Origin of the sequence: Paracoccus sp. MKU1, from assembly GCF_001447385.1 — a bacterium.
In the GTDB taxonomy this organism is placed as follows: Bacteria; Pseudomonadota; Alphaproteobacteria; order Rhodobacterales; family Rhodobacteraceae; genus Paracoccus.
This window is the reverse complement of sequence record NZ_LLWQ01000154.1, coordinates 24472-41007: the sequence shown is the minus strand read 5'-3', so window position 1 is coordinate 41007 and position 16536 is coordinate 24472. Positions and strand designations below refer to the sequence as shown.

The window sequence follows — 16536 nt, the reverse complement described above, 5'->3', positions numbered from 1 at the left end:
CGACTGTCAATGACCCCATTGCCGCGCCGCCGCGCCCGGCCTAGCCTTGCGCCATGGACGCCCTTGCCCTCGAGATCGAAAACCGCCGCGACGATCTGATCCGCCTGACGCAGGATCTGATCCGCATTCCGACGCTGAACCCGCCGGGCCGCCACTATCGCGAGATCTGCGAATACCTGCAGGCGCGGCTGACGCCGCAGGGCTGGGCCTGCGAGCTGATCCGCGCCCATGGCGCACCCGGCGACAGCGAGGCCTTTCCGCGCTGGAACCTGGTCGCCCGCCATCGCGGCGGCCCGCCCGGCGAATGCGTGCATTTCAACAGCCATCACGACGTGGTCGAGGTCGGCCATGGCTGGAGCCGCGATCCCTTCGCGGCCGAACTGGAGGGTGGCCGCATCTATGGCCGCGGCGCCTGCGACATGAAGGGCGGGCTGGCCGCCAGCATCATCGCGGCCGAGGCTTTCGTCGCGCTTTACCCCGACCATCCCGGCCAGATCGAGATCAGCGCCACCGCGGACGAGGAATCGGGCGGCTTCGGCGGCGTGGCCTATCTTGCCGAACAGGGCGCCTTCGCCCATGTCGGCCATGTCATCATCCCCGAGCCCCTGCACAAGGACCGCATCTGCCTGGGCCATCGCGGCGTCTGGTGGGCCGAGATCGAGACGCATGGCCGCATCGCCCATGGCTCGATGCCCTTCCTGGGCGACAGCGCCATCCGCCACATGGGCGCGGTGCTCGACGAGATGGAGCGCACGCTGTTCCCGCTGCTGATGACCAAGCGGACCCAGATGCCGGTGATCCCCGAGGGCGCGCGGAACTCGACGCTGAACATCAACTCGATCCATGGCGGCGAGCCGGATCTCGGCCCGGACTTCACCGGCCTGCCCGCGCCCTGCGTCGCCGACCGCTGCCGCATCACCATCGACCGCCGCTTCCTGATCGAGGAGGAACTGTCGGAAGTGAAGCGCGAGATCACCGCGCTCCTGGAAAAGGTCAAGGCGCAAAGGCCCAGCTTCTCCTATGAGATCCGCGACCTGTTCGAGGTGATCCCCAGCATGACCGACCGCGAGGCCCCGGTGGTGCGCTCGACCGCCGCCGCCATCCAGCGGGTGCTGGGCCGCGAGGCCGGCTATGTGGTCAGCCCCGGCACCTATGACCAGAAACATATCGACCGCATCGGCAAGCTGAAGAACTGCATCGCCTACGGCCCCGGCGTGCTGGATCTGGCGCATCAGCCCGACGAATGGGTCGGCGTGCAGGATATGCAGGATTCCGCCCGCGTCATGGCCCTGGTGCTCGATGACATCCTGCGCGGCGCATCGGGGGATTCCCCCGGCCGGCCGCCTGTGGCATGATCGCCCGAAACAGCCGAGAAGCCCATGACCCAACGCCTGTCGATCAGCGCCCTCATCTTCTTCGTCGTGATGATCCTCCTGGGCGTCTATTTCGCCTATGCGGCGGTGCAGGGCCCCTCGGGGATCCTGCGCCGAGTGCAATTGCAGGCCGAGACGCAGGAGCTGATCCAACAGCGCGACAAGCTGCAAGCCGAGGTGGACCGGATGCGCAACCTGACCCGACGGCTCTCGGACGAGTTTCTCGATCTCGACCTTCTGGACGAACGCGCCCGCGACGTACTGGGCCTGGTGCGCGCCGACGAAGTCATCATCCGCTGAGCCCTCCCGCAGGGTCCGGCCGCGCCTTCTCCGTTGCCCAAATACCCATGCGACCGCGCCCCAGGACGCGGCGATGCCCCTGCGCGCCCCAACTATCGCCGCCGCGCAGGCGGCTTTTCGCATCTGCCCTCTGGACGGATGCACGAGGCCGGTTTACTTCCCCCGAAAGCTTCGCCTAGAATTAGTTTAACGCTGAACTATCCCCGCCCCGAGGAGGAGGCCCATGGTCAGAAAGCCCGCAGCCAAGCAAAGCACGCCCAACGTGTCCAAGGATGAGCTGCTCAAATACTACCGCGACATGCTGCTGATCCGGCGATTCGAGGAAAAGGCCGGCCAGCTTTACGGCATGGGTCTGATCGGCGGCTTCTGCCACCTCTATATCGGCCAGGAAGCCGTGGTCGTCGGCCTCGAATCCATCGCCAAGGAAGGCGACAAGCGCATCACCAGCTATCGCGACCACGGCCACATGCTGGCCTGCGGCATGGAAGCCCGCGGCGTGATGGCCGAGCTGACCGGACGGATCGGCGGCTATTCCAAGGGCAAGGGCGGCTCGATGCACATGTTCAGCCGCGAAAAGCATTTCTACGGCGGCCATGGCATCGTCGCGGCCCAGGTGCCGCTGGGCGCCGGCCTGGCCTTTGCCGACAAGTATCTGGGCAACGACAACGTCACCTTCGTCTATTTCGGCGACGGCGCCTCGAACCAGGGCCAGGTCTACGAGACCTACAACATGGCCGAGCTCTGGGAACTGCCGGTCGTCTTCGTCATCGAGAACAACCAGTATGCCATGGGCACCTCGATGAAACGCTCGACCAAATCGACCACGCTCTATGGCCGCGGCGAAGCCTTCGGCATCAAGGGCGAGCAGGTGGACGGCATGGACGTGCTGGCGGTCAGGGCCGCAGGCGAAAAGGCGGTGGCGCATTGCCGCGCCGGCAAGGGCCCCTACATCCTCGAGGTCATGACCTATCGCTATCGCGGCCATTCGATGTCCGACCCGGCGAAATACCGCACCCGCGAGGAAGTGCAGAAGATGCGCGACGAGCGCGACGCCATCGAGCATGTGCGCGAACTGCTGCTGACCGGCAAGCACGCCTCCGAGGAGGACCTCAAGGCCATCGACAAGGAGATCAAGGATATCGTGAACGACTCGGCCGAATTCGCCAAGGAAAGCCCCGAGCCGCCGCTGGAAGAGCTCTGGACCGATATCTACGCCAAGGAAGTGCCGCAGGGCGGCGCGGAACAGAACGCCTGAGGGGAGGGAACCATGGCAACCGAAATCCTGATGCCCGCCCTGTCGCCGACCATGGAGGAAGGCACGCTGGCCAAATGGCTGGTCAAGGAAGGCGATAACGTGAAATCCGGCGACATCCTCGCCGAGATCGAGACCGACAAGGCCACGATGGAATTCGAGGCCGTCGACGAGGGCGTCCTCGGCAAGATCCTGATCGCCGAGGGCAGCCAGGGGGTGAAGGTGAACACCCCCATCGCCGTGCTGGTCGAGGAGGGCGAATCCGCCGATGCCGCCCCGGCGCCGAAGGCCGAACCCGCACCCGCCGAAGCCCGGGCAGAGGCTCCGGCCGCCCCGGCTGAGGCCGCGATCCCTGCCTCCGCCCCGGTCGCGGACCAGTCGCCCGACTGGCCGGAAGGCACACCGATGAAGACCATGACCGTGCGCGAGGCCCTGCGCGAGGCCATGGAAGAGGAAATGACCCGCGACGAGACCGTCTTCCTGATGGGCGAGGAAGTCGGCGAATACCAGGGCGCCTACAAGATCAGCCAGGGCCTCCTGGACAAGTTCGGCCCGCGCCGCGTCGTGGATACGCCGATCTCGGAAATCGGCTTCGCCGGCATCGGCACCGGCGCCGCCATGGCCGGGCTGCGCCCCATCGTCGAGTTCATGACCTTCAACTTCGCCATGCAGGCCATCGACCATATCATCAACTCGGCGGCCAAGACGCTCTACATGTCCGGCGGCCAGATGGGCTGCCCCATCGTCTTCCGCGGCCCGAACGGCGCCGCCGCGCGGGTGGCGGCCCAGCACAGCCAGGATTACGCGGCCTGGTATGCGCAGATCCCCGGCCTCAAGGTGGTGATGCCCTATTCGGCCGCCGATGCGAAGGGCCTGCTCAAGACCGCGATCCGCGACCCGAACCCGGTGATCTTCCTGGAAAACGAGATCCTCTACGGCCGCAGCTTCGAGGTGCCGGATCTCGAGGACTTCACCATCCCCTTCGGCAAGGCCAGGATCGTGCGCCCCGGCCGCGACGTGACCATCATCAGCTTCGGCATCGGCATGGTCCATGCGCTGGAGGCCGCCGAGAAGCTGGCCGCCGAGGGCATCGAGGCCGAGGTGATCGACCTGCGCACCCTGCGCCCCATCGACTACGCCACGCTGATCGAATCGGTGAAACGCACCAACCGCTGCGTGACGGTGGAGGAGGGCTTCCCGGTCGCCTCGATCGGCAACCACCTCTCGGCCCATATCATGGAGAACGCCTTCGACTATCTCGACGCGCCGGTGATCAACTGCACCGGCAAGGACGTGCCCATGCCCTATGCCGCAAACCTTGAAAAGCACGCGCTGATCACCTCCGACGAGGTGGTGGCGGCGGTCAAGAAAGTCACCTACCGTTAAGGAGCGAGCGAGATGCCGACAGAAATCCTGATGCCCGCGCTTTCTCCGACCATGGAAGAGGGCACGCTGGCCAAATGGCTGGTGAAAGAGGGCGACGAGGTCAAATCCGGCGACATCATCGCCGAGATCGAGACCGACAAGGCCACGATGGAATTCGAGGCCGTGGACGAAGGCAAGCTGGGCAAGATCCTGATCGCCGAGGGCACCGCCGGGGTCAAGGTCAACACCCCCATCGCCGTGCTGCTGGAGGAAGGCGAATCCGCCGGTGACATCGGCGCGGCGCCGGCACCCAAGACGGAAGCCAAGCCCGAGGCTCCGAAAGCCGAGGCTGCCCCGGCAGCACCGCCCACCGCCCCTGCCCCGGCGGCGCCGAAACCGGCGGATGGCGGGCGCATCTTCGCCTCGCCGCTGGCCCGGCGCATCGCGGCGGAAAAGGGCATCGACCTCGCCTCGGTCGTCGGCTCGGGTCCGCATGGCCGCATCGTGAAGGCGGATGTCGAGGACGCGAAACCCGGCGCGGCCAAGCCTGCCGCCGCCGAGGCCCCGAAAGCCGCCCCGGCCCCGGCGGCCGCCGCCCCGGCCGGACCGTCCGCGGAAACCATCCTCAGGATGTATGCCGACCGCGAGACCGAGGAAGTGGCGCTCGACGGCATGCGCCGCACCATCGCCGCGCGGCTTTCCGAGGCCAAGCAGACCATCCCGCATTTCTACCTGCGCCGGTCCGCCAGGCTCGACGAGCTGATGAAGTTCCGGGCCATGCTGAACAAGCAGCTGGAATCGCGGGGCGTGAAGCTGTCGGTCAACGACTTCATCATCAAGGCCTGCGCGCTGGCGCTGCAAGAGGTGCCGGATGCCAACGCGGTCTGGGCCGGCGACCGCATCCTGAAGCTGAAGCCTTCGGACGTGGCCGTCGCCGTGGCCATCGAGGGCGGCCTCTTCACCCCGGTGCTTAAGGACGCGCAGCAAAAGACCCTGTCGGCGCTGTCCGCCGAGATGAAGGACCTGGCCAACCGCGCCAAGACCAAGAAGCTCGCGCCGCATGAATACCAGGGCGGCAGCTTCGCCATTTCGAACCTCGGCATGTTCGGGATCGAGAACTTCGACGCGGTGATCAACCCGCCGCATGGCGCGATCCTCGCCGTCGGCGCCGGCATCCAGACCCCGGTGGTCGAGAATGGCGAGGTGGTGATCCGCAACGTCATGTCGATGACCCTCTCGGTCGACCACCGGGTGATTGACGGCGCGCTCGGCGCCCAGTTGCTGGAAGCCATCGTCAAGCACCTGGAAAACCCGATGGGCATGCTGGCCTGATCCCCAGCAAAGGCGAACGGAACGAACAAGGGGGCCTCGCGGCCCCCTTCTTCTTTGTTGCCCAAATACCCCGCGGGGGTCCGGGGGCGCGAAGCCCCCGGTCCGGCCTCACTCCCCGGCCGCCTCCGGTGCCGCGTTCAGCCCGATCCGCCGCCGCAGCCAGCCTGCCACCCGCACCTGCCCGCCATGGATGACCGAGAACAGCGAGGGCACGAACAGCAGCGACAGCAGCGTGGACAGCAGCAGGCCGCCGATCACCGCGATGGCCATGGGCGAGCTGAACTCGGCCCCCTCGCCGGTGCCCAGGGCCGAGGGCACCATGCCCGCGGTCATGGCGATGGTGGTCATCACGATGGGCCGGGCGCGCTTGTGCACCGCATCCAGGATCGCCTCGCGCTTCTCCACGCCGCGGTCGATGGCGCTGACCGCGAATTCCACCAGCATGATGGCGTTCTTGGTCACGATCCCCATCAGCATCAAGAAGCCGATCACCACCGCCATGCTGATGGAATTGCCGGTCAGGAACAGCGCCAGGATCGCGCCGCCGATGGCCAGCGGCAGCGACATCAGGATCGAGACCGGGGTGACGAAATTGTGGAACAGGAGCACCAGCACGACATAGGTCAACAGCACGCCCGAGATCATCGCCACGGTGAAGGCCTGGAACACCTCGGCCATGATCTCGGCATCGCCCGAGGGCTGGATCTCGGTCCCCGCCGGCAGTTCCACCTGGCCCTGCAAGGCCGTGACCTGGGCATTGACCGGCCCCAGCAGCGCGCCGTCCGCCAGATTCGCCGAAACCGTGGTGCGATAGCGCCGGTCGTAGCGGCCGATCTCGGTCGCCCCGGCCGAGATCGACACATCCGCCACCACCTCCAGCGGCACCTGCCCGGCCGAGCTTGGCACCCGCAGGTTGCGCACCGTCATCAGGTCGCGCCGGGCGGTCTCGTCCAGCCGCACCATGATCGGGATCTGCTTGTCGCCGGTGTTGAACTTGGCCAGGTTCGATTCCGTGTCGCCCAGCGTCGCCACCCGCAGCGTCGTGGCCAGCGCGCTGGCGGTCACGCCAAGCTGGGCCGCGACCTCGGGGCGGGGATGGATCTGGATCTCGGGCCGTTGCAGGCTGGCCGAGGATGTCACCCCCTCCAGCACCGGCAGCGGCTTCATGGCCGCCATCAGCCGCTCGGCCGCCTCGGCGGCACCATCCTCGGTATCGCCCAGGACCGAGATCGACAGGTCGGCATTGCCCTCTTCGTTCTGGAAATTGATCCGCAGGTCGGGGATCTGCGACAGGTCGCGCTTCAGTTCGTCCTCGATCACGAAGCTGGACCGCTCGCGCTCTTCCTTGGGGCCGTAATTGACCATCAGCTTGGCCTTGGTCACGTCGTCCTCGCCGCCATTGACGAAGACCGAGCGCACCTCGGGCACCGCGCCGATGCGCTGCGAGATCATCCGCGCCGCCGCCTCGGTTTCCGAAACCGTGGCGCCGGGCGGCAATTCGATGCTGATCTGGCTGCGGCCGACATCCGAGGCCGGGATGAACTCGGTCGGCAGCAATGTGGCGGAATAGATCGAGCCGGCGAACACCCCCAGCCCCATCAGCAGCGTCAGCCCGCGATGGCGCAGCGTCCAGCGCAGCACCGCCATCAGCGCGCGCAGCACCGGCCCGTCGCGCTCCTCGGCCAGGCGGGTGTTGTCGCGCAGGAAATAGGCGGCCAGCATCGGCGTGATCAGCCGCGCCACCAGCAGCGAGAACAGCACCGAGACCGCGACCGTCAGCCCGAACTGCTTGAAATACTGCCCCGGAATCCCGCCCATGAAGCTGACCGGAGCGAAGACCGCGACGATGGAAAGGCTGATCGCGATGACGGTCAGGCCGATCTCGTTCGCGGCCTCCATGCTGGCCTGATAGGCTGGCACCCCCATGTTGATGTGCCGCACGATGTTCTCGATCTCGACGATGGCGTCGTCGACCAGGATGCCGGTGACCAGCGTGATGGCGAGCAGGCTGATGCCGTTCAGCGTGAAGCCCAGCCAATGCATCACGAAAAAGGTCGGAATGATCGACAGGGGCAGGGCCACGGCGGCGATCAGCGTCGCGCGCCAGTTCCTCAGGAACAGGAACACCACCACCACGGCCAGCGCCGCGCCCTCGTAGAGCGTCTCCATGGTCGAATGGTAGCTGCCCGAGGTATAGGTCGTCGCATCGTCAATCAGGGTGATGCGGGTGCCGGGATGGCGCTTCTCGATCTCGGCGATGCGGGCCTTGGTGCCGTCGCCGGCCTCCAGGTCAGATTCGCCACTGGCGCGAAAGACGCCGAAGGCCACCACCGGCTGGCCGTCGAGCAGGGCGAACTTGCGTTCCTCGCTGGCGCCGTCGGTCACGCTGCCCAGCTGGTCCAGCCGCACCGTGCGCCCGCCCGCCTCGCCGCCGCCGATCAGGATCGGCGTCGCGGCCAGCCGGGCCACGTCGCCCGCCGATCCCAGCGCGCGGATGGAATATTCCGTTCCGGCCAGATCGCCGCGGCCGCCACCCATGTCGATATTCTTGGCCCTGAGCTGGTCCGAGATCTCGGCCGCCGTCAGCCCGAAGGCCTGGATGCGGGCGGGGTTCAGCTCGACATTGATCTGGCGGTCGGCGCCGCCGATGCGGGTGATGCTGGCCACGCCCGGCACGGTGGACAGGTCGCGCAACACCACGTCATCGACGAAGTCCGACAGTTCCTCGATGCTCAGGCCGGGATTGCTGACGGCATAGGTCAGGATCGCCATGCCGCTGACATCAATGCGGTGGATCAGCGGCTCGACGATGGATTCGGGCAGGTCGGCGCGGACATTGGCCACCGCATCCTTGACGTCGTTCACCGCCCGGTCGGTATCGGTCTCCAGCTCGAACTCGACATAGATCCGCGCCGAACTGTCGGTTGCGGATGAGGTGATGTGCCGCACGCCGGTGATCGAGGCGATGGAATCCTCGATGGGCTGGATCACCTGCCGGGTCAGCTCGCTGGGCGCGGCGCCGGGCTGGCTGACCACGACGCTGACCAGCGGCAGGTCGATGTTGGGCATGGCCGTGACCGCCAGCCGGCTGAAGCTGTAAAATCCCATCAGCATCAGCACGAGGAAGATCGCGATGGGCGGCACCGGATGGCGGATGGACCAGGCCGAGAAATTCATGGCGCCGCCCGCACCTGATCGCCGCTGCGGAAGAAGGCGCCGGCCCGGGCCACGACCTGCTCGCCCGCCGCGATGCCTTCAAGGATCTCCCTCCGGCCCTGCCAGAGCAGCCCGCCGCGGACCTTGCGCGTCTCGATCCTGCCGTCCCTGACCACCTGCACCCGCTCGCCCGAGGCATCCGCCAGGATGGCCGATGCCGGCACGGTCACCGCCTGCCGCCGGTCGGTGACGATCCAGCCGCTGGCGAAAAGCCCGGTGCGCAGGCGCTGGTCCGGGTCCAGCGCGATCCGCGCCGAGCCGAGCCGCGTCACCGGATCGACCGTCGCCGGAACCAGCCGCAGCCTGCCCTCGACGCGGCCCAGGCCCGCAACCTCGATCTCGGCCGCATCGCCCGGTTCGAGCTGGCTCAGCGCGGTTTCGATCACGTCGGCCTCAAGCTCGACCTCGCCGCCGGCGATCAAGGTGAACAGCGGCTCGCCGCCCCCGCCCGGAATCGCGCCCAGCCGCGCGGTCCGGCCCACGACCACGCCATCGACCGGAGCGGTGATGCGGGCATGGTCCAGGTTCAGCCGCGCGATGCGCCGCGCCGCATCGGCCTGCGCCAGCGCCGCCCGCGCCACCCCCAGCCCATCCGCGGCCGAGGCCGCCGCCGCGCGCGCCGAGGCCTCGGTGGCGATGGCCTGGTCCAGCACCGCCTGACTGGCATTGCCGCTTTGCCGCAGGCTGCGGGTGCGCTCCAGCGTCGCCACCGCCTGGGTCAGGCTGGCCTGGGCGCTGGCGATCTGGCTTTCGGCCTGGCTGATCCCCGCCTCGGCACGTTGATATTCGGCCTCGGCCTGGGCCAGCTGCGCCGACAGCACGTCCTCGGACAGCCGCGCCAGCACCTGTCCCGCCCTGACGCGGTCGCCGAGCTCGGCCTCGATGCCGGTGATCTCATGCCCCGAGACCAGGGCATGGACCTGCACCTCCTGCCGCGCCACCAGCGAGCCCGAGACCGGCACCCGCGCCTCGATCCAGCTGCGCTCGGCGCTGGCCAGAGTCACCATGGGCAGTTCGGATTGCTCGACCGCGCCCGCCGTCTCGGCCATGGCCATGCCGGCCGGTCCCAGGGACAGGGCAAGCGCCAGCATCGCGATCCGGGTGATCCGGCAGGCTGCCGTCATCGTCCCCTCCAAACCAATCTGCGGCGCAACATAATGGCGCCCGTGCCCGGCAACAATGCCAGCCGGGTTTCAGAAGGAAACGCTGACGCCGGGTAGGTTCAACTCGCCGATCAGGTCGCGCAGTTCCTGCCGGGCGGCGATATTCGATATGCTGAGCTGTTCCGTGCCGATGTCCTTGAGATCCAGCAGCGTCAATCCGCGCGGAAACAGCTCGCGAAAGATCACCCGCTCGGAAAAGCCTGGGGCCACCCGAAAGCCGATGCGCTTGGACAGAGTGGTCAATGCGCCGCCGACCTTGCGCTTGTTGTGCATGGCCTGCGTGCCCAGCCGGTTGCGCAGCACCAGCCAGTCGATCGGCCCCGCCCCGGCCTCGCCGCGCAGCTGGCGGGCCGACCAGACCATCTCGGCATAGATCGAGGGGCCGAGAATCCTGCCCTCGGGCGACATGCGGGCCAGCAGGTCGAAATCGACGAAACTGTCGTTCATCGGCGTGATCAGCGTATCGGCCAGCGTATGCGCCATCTGGCTGAGCCGGGTATGCGAGCCGGGGCAGTCCAGCAGGATGAAGTCGCATTCCCGGTCCAGCGCGTCCACCGCCTGCGACAGCGGGTCCGGGCCGCCCTGGGTCTCGGGCTCCAGCCGGCCCAGCAGCGGCGTGGGCAGGTCCAGCCCCTCGCGTTGGGCGAAGGCGGCGCGATTCTCCAGATAGCGGCCGAAGCTGCGCTGGCGCACGTCCAGATCCAGCGCCCCGACCCGATGGCCCATGCGCGCCAGCGCGGTCGCCACATGCATCGAGGTCGTGGACTTGCCCGAACCGCCCTTTTCGTTGCCGACGACGATGATATGCGCCACGAATCCCCCTGCGATGCCCGCGGTATCGCGCCGGACCATAGGCCGCTCCCGCCGCGATGAAAAGCGCCGAGGCCGCGGGAAAACACGCCGGCTGCGGCCTTTCCGCGGCGGCACACCACCCGGCAGCCGGTCGCGCAAGCAATTGTTCCCGCTTCCTTCTTTCAACACGATAAAGTCGGTCGATATTTATCTTGCAAAACACGATCACCTATGTCGTTATATAGCCATGCCGGGCCTCCCGGCCGGGTCAGCCAAGGGAAGGAGCCAAAGATGACCATGCTGAACCATCTGCCGGCCTTTGCCGGTCGCGCGCGGCAGGCCGCCATGCCTGTCCCGCCCCGCTACGCCGTCAGCCTGATCGACCGGCGCACGGGCAAGCCGCATCGCATCTCGGACATTCCGCTGCGGCTGATTACCTGTGACCCCTTTGAAACCGCGCGCGACCTGATGCGCGACCGCGACCCGGCGCGCTGGGACACCGCCATTCATCGCCTCGACCGCAAAGGAGCGATCCAATGATCCACGCCGTTTTCCCCAAACCGAACCGCGGCTATGCCACCATCATGCTGTCGCCCTATCAGAGCGCGCAAGGTCCGGTGCTGCGTGAGTATCGCGACGGCCGCGTGGTGATCGATACCAGCCGGGGCGAGCTGACCGGCCGTGCGTTGAACCGGGCCCCGAGCATGCCGGCCTGGATGCCAATGTTCGGCCTGGCCTATTGAGCCACCGACGCGGCCTGCCCTACGCGGCTGCGTCCCCCCTCGGGCCGCCCACCGCCCGCCGCAACGAAAAACGCCGCCCTTCGGGGCGGCGTTTGCAATTCCGGTCGGCGTCGGGATCAGAAGCCCAGGCCGGCGTATTTGTTCTTGAACTTCGACACGCGGCCGCCGGTGTCCATCAGCTTGGCCGAGCCGCCGGTCCAGGCGGGGTGCGAGTTCGGGTCGATGTCCAGCGACATGGTGTCGCCTTCCTTGCCCCAGGTCGACCGCACCTGATAGGTGGTGCCGTCGGTCATCTTGACCTCGATCAGGTGATAGTCGGGATGGATGTCTGCTTTCATGGCGCGTCTCCTCAGGCCTTGGCTTCGGCTTTGGGCTTGTAGTTGCTGACCTCGGCGATCCGGGCGGACTTGCCGCGGCGATCGCGCAGGTAATACAGCTTGGCGCGGCGGACGCGGCCACGGCGCACGACGGTGATCGAGTCGATATTGGTCGAGTAGAGCGGGAAGACGCGCTCGACACCCTCGCCGAACGAGATCTTGCGCACGGTGAACGAGGCGCCGATGCCGCCGCCCTTGCGCGAGATGACCACGCCTTCGTACATCTGCACGCGGGTGCGGGTGCCCTCGGTCACCTTGTAGCCGACGCGCACGGTATCGCCGGCCTTGAAATCGGGAATGTCTTTGCCGAGCGTGGCGATCTGCTCGGCTTCCAGTTGGGCGATCAGGTTCATCGCTTTGGATCCTCTTGATGCTCGCGGTAGTCCCGCGATTGGTCTGATGCGCCCGAGAGCTGTCGGTCCTTTGCCGGGTCCATACGAGTTTCCTCATATGCCCGCCACAGGTCGGGGCGGCGTTCCTTGGTCAGCCTTTCGGCCATGTCGTGCCGCCAATTGGCAATAGCCGCGTGATTGCCGGACAAAAGCACTTCCGGGATCGCGCGGCCTTCCCAAAGGGCGGGCTTCGTGTACTGCGGATGTTCCAGCAGGCCGCCATGGTCCGGGGAAAAGGATTCCTCGGCCAGAGAGTCCTGATTCCCCAGCACGCGCGGTATAAGGCGAACCGTCGCATCGATCAAGACCTGAGCCGCCAGTTCCCCGCCGGTCAGGACATAATCGCCGATGCTGATCTCCTCGACGCCATGGGCGTCCAGCACGCGCTGATCCACGCCCTCGAACCGGCCGCATATCAAGGTCATGCCGGGGCCCTGCGCCAGTTCGCGGGCCCGGGCCTGCGTGAAGGGCTTGCCGCGCGGCGAAAGATAGATCACCGGCAGATCCCCGCCCGCCTCGCGCAGCGCCGCATCCATCACATCGGCGCGGATCACCATGCCGGCGCCGCCGCCGGCCGGCGTGTCGTCCACATTGCGGTGCTTGCCGATGCCGAAGGGGCGCAGGTCGATGCTGCGCAGGTTCCACAGCCCCTCGGACAGCGCCCTTCCCGTCAAGGAAAGACCCAGAACCCCTGGAAAAGCCTCGGGAAAAAGCGTGAAGACCTGGGCGGTCCAGGCGCCCCTGACCTGCGGCTCGGCCATCAGGTCGCGCGGCTGCGTGCTGGCGCGGATCGACAGCCGGCCGTGGGATTTCATCGCCCCGTCGGTCATTCCTGGTCTTCCGGCGGATCGGCGACGATGCGGCCGGCGGCCAGATCGACCGTGGGCACGAAGGCGCGGGTAAAGGGCAAGAGCAGCACCTGCCGGCGGCCGGGCCCGAAGACCTCCAGGATGTCGCCCGCGCCATGGTCATAGATCGCGCGGACCTTGCCGAGAAGCGCCCCGCCGGTGTCATAAACCGACAGGCCGATCAGGTCGGCATGATAGAATTCGTCGTCCGGCAGCGCCGGAAGCTTGTCGCGGTCGGCCCAGAGCGTGACGCCCTTCAACGCCTCGGCCTGCTCCCGCGTCTCGACGCCCGACAGCCGGGCGCCAAGCCCGCCCGTCACCGGCCGCGTCAGGCGGATGGTGAACGAGCGGTTGCCGTCTTCGGTATAAAGCGGGGCATATGCGGCAATATCGTTGGGTTGCGAGGTGAAGCTTTTCAGCCTCACCTCGCCCCGGACGCCGAAGGCGCCGGCGATCGCGCCGACACAGACCCGCTCGGTCATTATTCCGAAGCGGCTTCTTCGGCCGGGGCGTTGGCGGCGGCTTCACGCGCGGCACGCTTTTCGGCGCGGTCTTTCGCGGCCTTGCCGGGCTCGCCCTTCTTCAGGTTCTTGCGCTCGGCCTTTTCCTTGACGCCGGCGGCTTCCAGGAAGCGGGCGACGCGGTCGGTCGGCTGCGCACCCTGCGAAAGCCAGTATTGCACGCGCTCGAGGTTCATCTTGATGCGCTCCTCGGAATCCTTCGGCAGCAGCGGGTTGTAGGTGCCCAGCTTCTCGATGAAGCGGCCGTCGCGCGGCATGCGCGAATCGGACGCGACGATGGCGTAGTGGGGACGTTTCTTCGAGCCACCACGGGCCAGGCGGATTTTCATTGCCATTGCGTTTCTCCTTTGAAATGGCGCAGTTACGGCGGGTCTAAGCCCGGCCTAAGACTGGAAGGTCTCGTGATGCCGGATCACTTCGGCGATCACGAAGTTCAGGAATTTGCGCGCGAATTCCGGGTCGAGATCGGCCTCGCGCGCGAGGCGTTCCAGCCGCTCGATCTGCTGCGCCTCGCGGGCGGGATCGGACGGAGGAAGGTCGTGTTCGGCCTTGAGGCGGCCGACGGATTGGGTGTGCTTGAAGCGTTCGGCCAGCGTATAGACCAGGATGGCGTCCAGCCGGTCGATGCTGGCGCGATGCTCCCTGAGCAGGGCGGCGGCACGGGCGGTCGGGTCGGTCATGCTGGTCTCCGCTGGCTGGAATACTGGCTGCACGGGGCGCGGGCACGGGTGATCGCTCATGCAGCGACCCCCATGGGATGGCGATAGACGAGGCAGGGCTCCTTGCCGGGATGCGCGGCATCCGGGTCGCGCAGCGCGCCCAGCCGTTCGGCCAGCGCGACCGAGCGGGTATTGGCGGGCAGGATGTAGCTGACGGCGCTGGTCCAGCCGAGCCTGCGGGCCGCGAAGTCGCGGGCGGCCAGCGCCGCCTCATGCGCGATGCCCCTGCCCTCGGCCTCGGCGGTCCAGAGCGTCCAGCCCAGCTCATGCTCGGGCCAGCCGTCCGGGAACCAGGGCCCGACCGAACCCAGCGGCGCGCCGCTGTCGCGATCCGTCACCACGAAGGAGCCGAAGCCGCGCAGCACCCAATGCCCGACGATATGGCCGAAAGCACGCCAGGCTTGGCCGGGCTCGACCATCGGCCCGCCGATCCAGCGCGCCCGCTCGCCGGTCGCGAAATCGCGCCATGCCGGCCAGTCGCCGGCCTGCGGAGCACGCAGGACCAGACGCTCGGTCGCAAGCAACGGCGTGTCGGCGAGCTGGATCATGCGCTCACTTCTTTCCGAACAGGCCCGAGAGCCCGCCGGGCAGGTTCATGCCGCCCAGCTGGCCGCCCAGCCCCTTGGGGTCTTGCAGCATGCGGGTGGCCTCGGCCATTTTCTCGGGATCGACATTGGCCATGTCGGGCAGCCCGCCGCCCTTGCCGGTCATGGCGCGCATGGCCTGTTTCAGCATCCCGCCCTTGCCCATCTTGCCGAGCTTCTTCATCGTGTCGGCCATCTGCTTCTGCATCTTCAAAAGCTTGTTCAGCTCGGACACTTCCATGCCCGCGCCGGCGGCGATGCGCTTCTTGCGGCTGGCCTGCAACAGGTCGGGATTGGCGCGTTCCTTCTTGGTCATCGAGTTGATCAGCGCGATCTGGCGCTTGATCGCCTTGTCGTCGAAGCCGGCGGCCTCGGCCTGCTTGGCCATCTTGCCCATGCCGGGCATCATGCCCATGATCGACTGCATGCCGCCCATCTTGAGCATCTGCTCAAGCTGGTTGCGCAGGTCGTTCATGTTGAACATGCCCTTCTGGAAGCGCTTCATCATGCGCTCGGCCTGTTCGACCTCCAGCACCTCCTGCGCCTTCTCGACCAGGGCGACGATGTCGCCCATGCCGAGGATGCGGCCGGCGATGCGCTGCGCGTCGAAGACCTCCAGCGCATCCATCTTTTCGCCCAGGCCCACGAAGCGGATCGGCTTGCCGGTCACGGCGCGCATCGACAGCGCCGCACCGCCGCGGCCGTCGCCGTCCATCCGGGTCAGCACCACGCCCGAGATGCCGACCTTGCCGTCGAACTCGCTGGCGACGTTCACCGCGTCCTGGCCGGTCAAGCCATCGACGACCAGCAGCGTCTCGCGCGGGCTGGCCACGTCGCGGACTGCCTGCACCTCGTCCATCAGCACTTCGTCGATATGCAGCCGCCCGGCGGTGTCGAGCATGTAGACGTCATAGCCGCCCAGCGTCGCCTGTTGCTTGGCGCGCCTGGCGATCTGCACCGCATTCTCGCCCGGCACGATGGGCAGGGTGTCGACGCCGATCTGCTGGCCCAGGATCGCCAGCTGCTCCATCGCGGCCGGGCGGTTGGTGTCCAGCGAGGCCATCAGCACCCGCTTCTTCTCGCGATCCTTGAGGCGTTTCGCCAGCTTGGCCGTGGTGGTGGTCTTGCCCGAGCCCTGCAACCCGACCATCAGGATCGGCGCCGGCGCGTTGTCGATGCGCAGCGCGTCGGGCTCGCCCTCGCCCTGCAGGACCTTGATCAGCTCGTCATGGACGATCTTGACGACCTGCTGGCCGGGGGTGATCGACTTGGTCACGGCGGCGCCGGTGGCCTTCTGCGTCACGGCCTTGACGAAGCTGCGCGCAACGGGCAGCGAGACATCGGCCTCGAGCAGCGCGACGCGCACCTCGCGCATGGCGGCGGCGACGTCATCCTCGGACAGGGCACCCTGCTTGGTCAGCCGGTCGAAGACGCCGCCAAGGCGGTCGGACAGGTTTTCAAACATCGGCGGCCCTCCAATGGTTGCCGTTGCCCCAAGGGGCGCGAATAAACAGTGACGCCCCCGTGGGCGCGACGCGCTGACGGGGGGCGATCCCCGG

18 protein-coding genes are annotated in these 16536 nt (G+C 67.4%); 7 read left to right on the top strand and 11 right to left on the bottom strand.

Going from position 1 to position 16536, the window contains the following annotated elements:
* Positions 1 to 53 precede the first annotated feature (53 nt).
* From AQY21_RS10815 to AQY21_RS10795, 5 genes are all read left to right on the top strand, one after another.
* Complete coding sequence (locus tag AQY21_RS10815; RefSeq protein ID WP_058097671.1) at positions 54 to 1355, top strand: acetylornithine deacetylase/succinyl-diaminopimelate desuccinylase family protein; 1302 nt, start codon at positions 54 to 56, stop codon at positions 1353 to 1355.
* Positions 1356 to 1379: 24 nt separating this feature from the next.
* On the top strand, positions 1380 to 1673 hold the full coding sequence (locus AQY21_RS10810) for a septum formation initiator family protein (protein ID WP_058097670.1): 294 nt from the start codon (positions 1380 to 1382) through the stop codon (positions 1671 to 1673).
* Positions 1674 to 1896: 223 nt separating this feature from the next.
* A complete protein-coding gene (gene pdhA, locus AQY21_RS10805) occupies positions 1897 to 2928 on the top strand; it encodes a pyruvate dehydrogenase (acetyl-transferring) E1 component subunit alpha (protein ID WP_058097669.1) in 1032 nt (343 codons plus the stop codon).
* Between the two features lie 12 nt (positions 2929 to 2940).
* A complete protein-coding gene (locus tag AQY21_RS10800) occupies positions 2941 to 4311 on the top strand; it encodes a pyruvate dehydrogenase complex E1 component subunit beta (RefSeq protein WP_058097668.1) in 1371 nt (456 codons plus the stop codon).
* Positions 4312 to 4323: 12 nt separating this feature from the next.
* Positions 4324 to 5622: a pyruvate dehydrogenase complex dihydrolipoamide acetyltransferase gene (locus AQY21_RS10795; protein WP_058097667.1), complete on the top strand. Its 1299-nt coding sequence runs from the start codon at positions 4324 to 4326 to the stop codon at positions 5620 to 5622.
* A 108-nt stretch (positions 5623 to 5730) separates the two neighbouring features.
* Here AQY21_RS10795 and AQY21_RS10790 read toward each other — a convergent pair whose 3' ends face one another.
* The 3 genes from AQY21_RS10790 to AQY21_RS10780 all read right to left on the bottom strand — a co-directional run bounded on the left by AQY21_RS10790 (position 5731) and on the right by AQY21_RS10780 (position 10814).
* Positions 5731 to 8799, bottom strand: coding sequence for an efflux RND transporter permease subunit (locus tag AQY21_RS10790; RefSeq protein WP_058097666.1), 3069 nt, complete (start codon positions 8797 to 8799; stop codon positions 5731 to 5733).
* The gene (locus tag AQY21_RS10785) at positions 8796 to 9962 is read right to left on the bottom strand and encodes an efflux RND transporter periplasmic adaptor subunit (protein WP_058097665.1); all 1167 of its coding nucleotides are present in this window, start codon (positions 9960 to 9962) and stop codon (positions 8796 to 8798) included. The genes AQY21_RS10790 and AQY21_RS10785 overlap by 4 nt, the downstream gene beginning before the upstream one ends.
* A 69-nt stretch (positions 9963 to 10031) precedes the next feature.
* Entirely contained in the window at positions 10032 to 10814 is a 783-nt protein-coding gene (locus AQY21_RS10780) for a division plane positioning ATPase MipZ (protein WP_058097770.1), read from the bottom strand.
* A 270-nt stretch (positions 10815 to 11084) separates the two neighbouring features.
* Between AQY21_RS10780 and AQY21_RS10775 the strand changes: the two genes are divergently transcribed.
* Positions 11085 to 11333 carry a hypothetical protein gene (locus AQY21_RS10775; RefSeq protein WP_058097664.1) on the top strand — a complete coding sequence of 83 codons (249 nt, stop codon included), beginning with the start codon at positions 11085 to 11087 and terminating at the stop codon, positions 11331 to 11333.
* Positions 11330 to 11536, top strand: a complete 207-nt coding sequence (locus AQY21_RS10770) for a hypothetical protein (protein ID WP_058097663.1) — start codon at positions 11330 to 11332, stop codon at positions 11534 to 11536. Before AQY21_RS10775 ends, AQY21_RS10770 begins: the two co-directional genes overlap by 4 nt.
* 116 nt (positions 11537 to 11652) lie before the next feature.
* On the opposite strand, the gene rpmE is transcribed toward AQY21_RS10770, so the two are convergent.
* The 8 genes from rpmE to ffh are packed head-to-tail and all read right to left on the bottom strand — an operon-like array spanning position 11653 to position 16442.
* Positions 11653 to 11874 (bottom strand): 50S ribosomal protein L31, encoded by a 222-nt coding sequence (gene rpmE / locus AQY21_RS10765; protein WP_011750118.1) that lies wholly within the window; start codon positions 11872 to 11874, stop codon positions 11653 to 11655.
* 11 nt (positions 11875 to 11885) lie between these two features.
* The gene (gene rplS / locus AQY21_RS10760; protein WP_058097662.1) at positions 11886 to 12266 is read right to left on the bottom strand and encodes a 50S ribosomal protein L19; all 381 of its coding nucleotides are present in this window, start codon (positions 12264 to 12266) and stop codon (positions 11886 to 11888) included.
* The gene (gene trmD / locus AQY21_RS10755; protein ID WP_058097661.1) at positions 12263 to 13135 is read right to left on the bottom strand and encodes a tRNA (guanosine(37)-N1)-methyltransferase TrmD; all 873 of its coding nucleotides are present in this window, start codon (positions 13133 to 13135) and stop codon (positions 12263 to 12265) included. Before trmD ends, rplS begins: the two co-directional genes overlap by 4 nt.
* The gene (gene rimM, locus AQY21_RS10750; protein ID WP_058097660.1) at positions 13132 to 13635 is read right to left on the bottom strand and encodes a ribosome maturation factor RimM; all 504 of its coding nucleotides are present in this window, start codon (positions 13633 to 13635) and stop codon (positions 13132 to 13134) included. The genes trmD and rimM overlap by 4 nt, the downstream gene beginning before the upstream one ends.
* Positions 13635 to 14009 (bottom strand): 30S ribosomal protein S16, encoded by a 375-nt coding sequence (gene rpsP / locus AQY21_RS10745; RefSeq protein ID WP_058097659.1) that lies wholly within the window; start codon positions 14007 to 14009, stop codon positions 13635 to 13637. The genes rimM and rpsP overlap by 1 nt, the downstream gene beginning before the upstream one ends.
* A 48-nt stretch (positions 14010 to 14057) precedes the next feature.
* Positions 14058 to 14354: a chorismate mutase gene (locus tag AQY21_RS10740; RefSeq protein WP_058097658.1), complete on the bottom strand. Its 297-nt coding sequence runs from the start codon at positions 14352 to 14354 to the stop codon at positions 14058 to 14060.
* A gap of 56 nt (positions 14355 to 14410) precedes the next feature.
* Positions 14411 to 14941, bottom strand: a complete 531-nt coding sequence (locus AQY21_RS10735; protein WP_058097657.1) for a GNAT family N-acetyltransferase — start codon at positions 14939 to 14941, stop codon at positions 14411 to 14413.
* Between the two features lie 4 nt (positions 14942 to 14945).
* A complete protein-coding gene (ffh, locus tag AQY21_RS10730) occupies positions 14946 to 16442 on the bottom strand; it encodes a signal recognition particle protein (RefSeq protein ID WP_058097656.1) in 1497 nt (498 codons plus the stop codon).
* Positions 16443 to 16536: the final 94 nt, after the last annotated feature.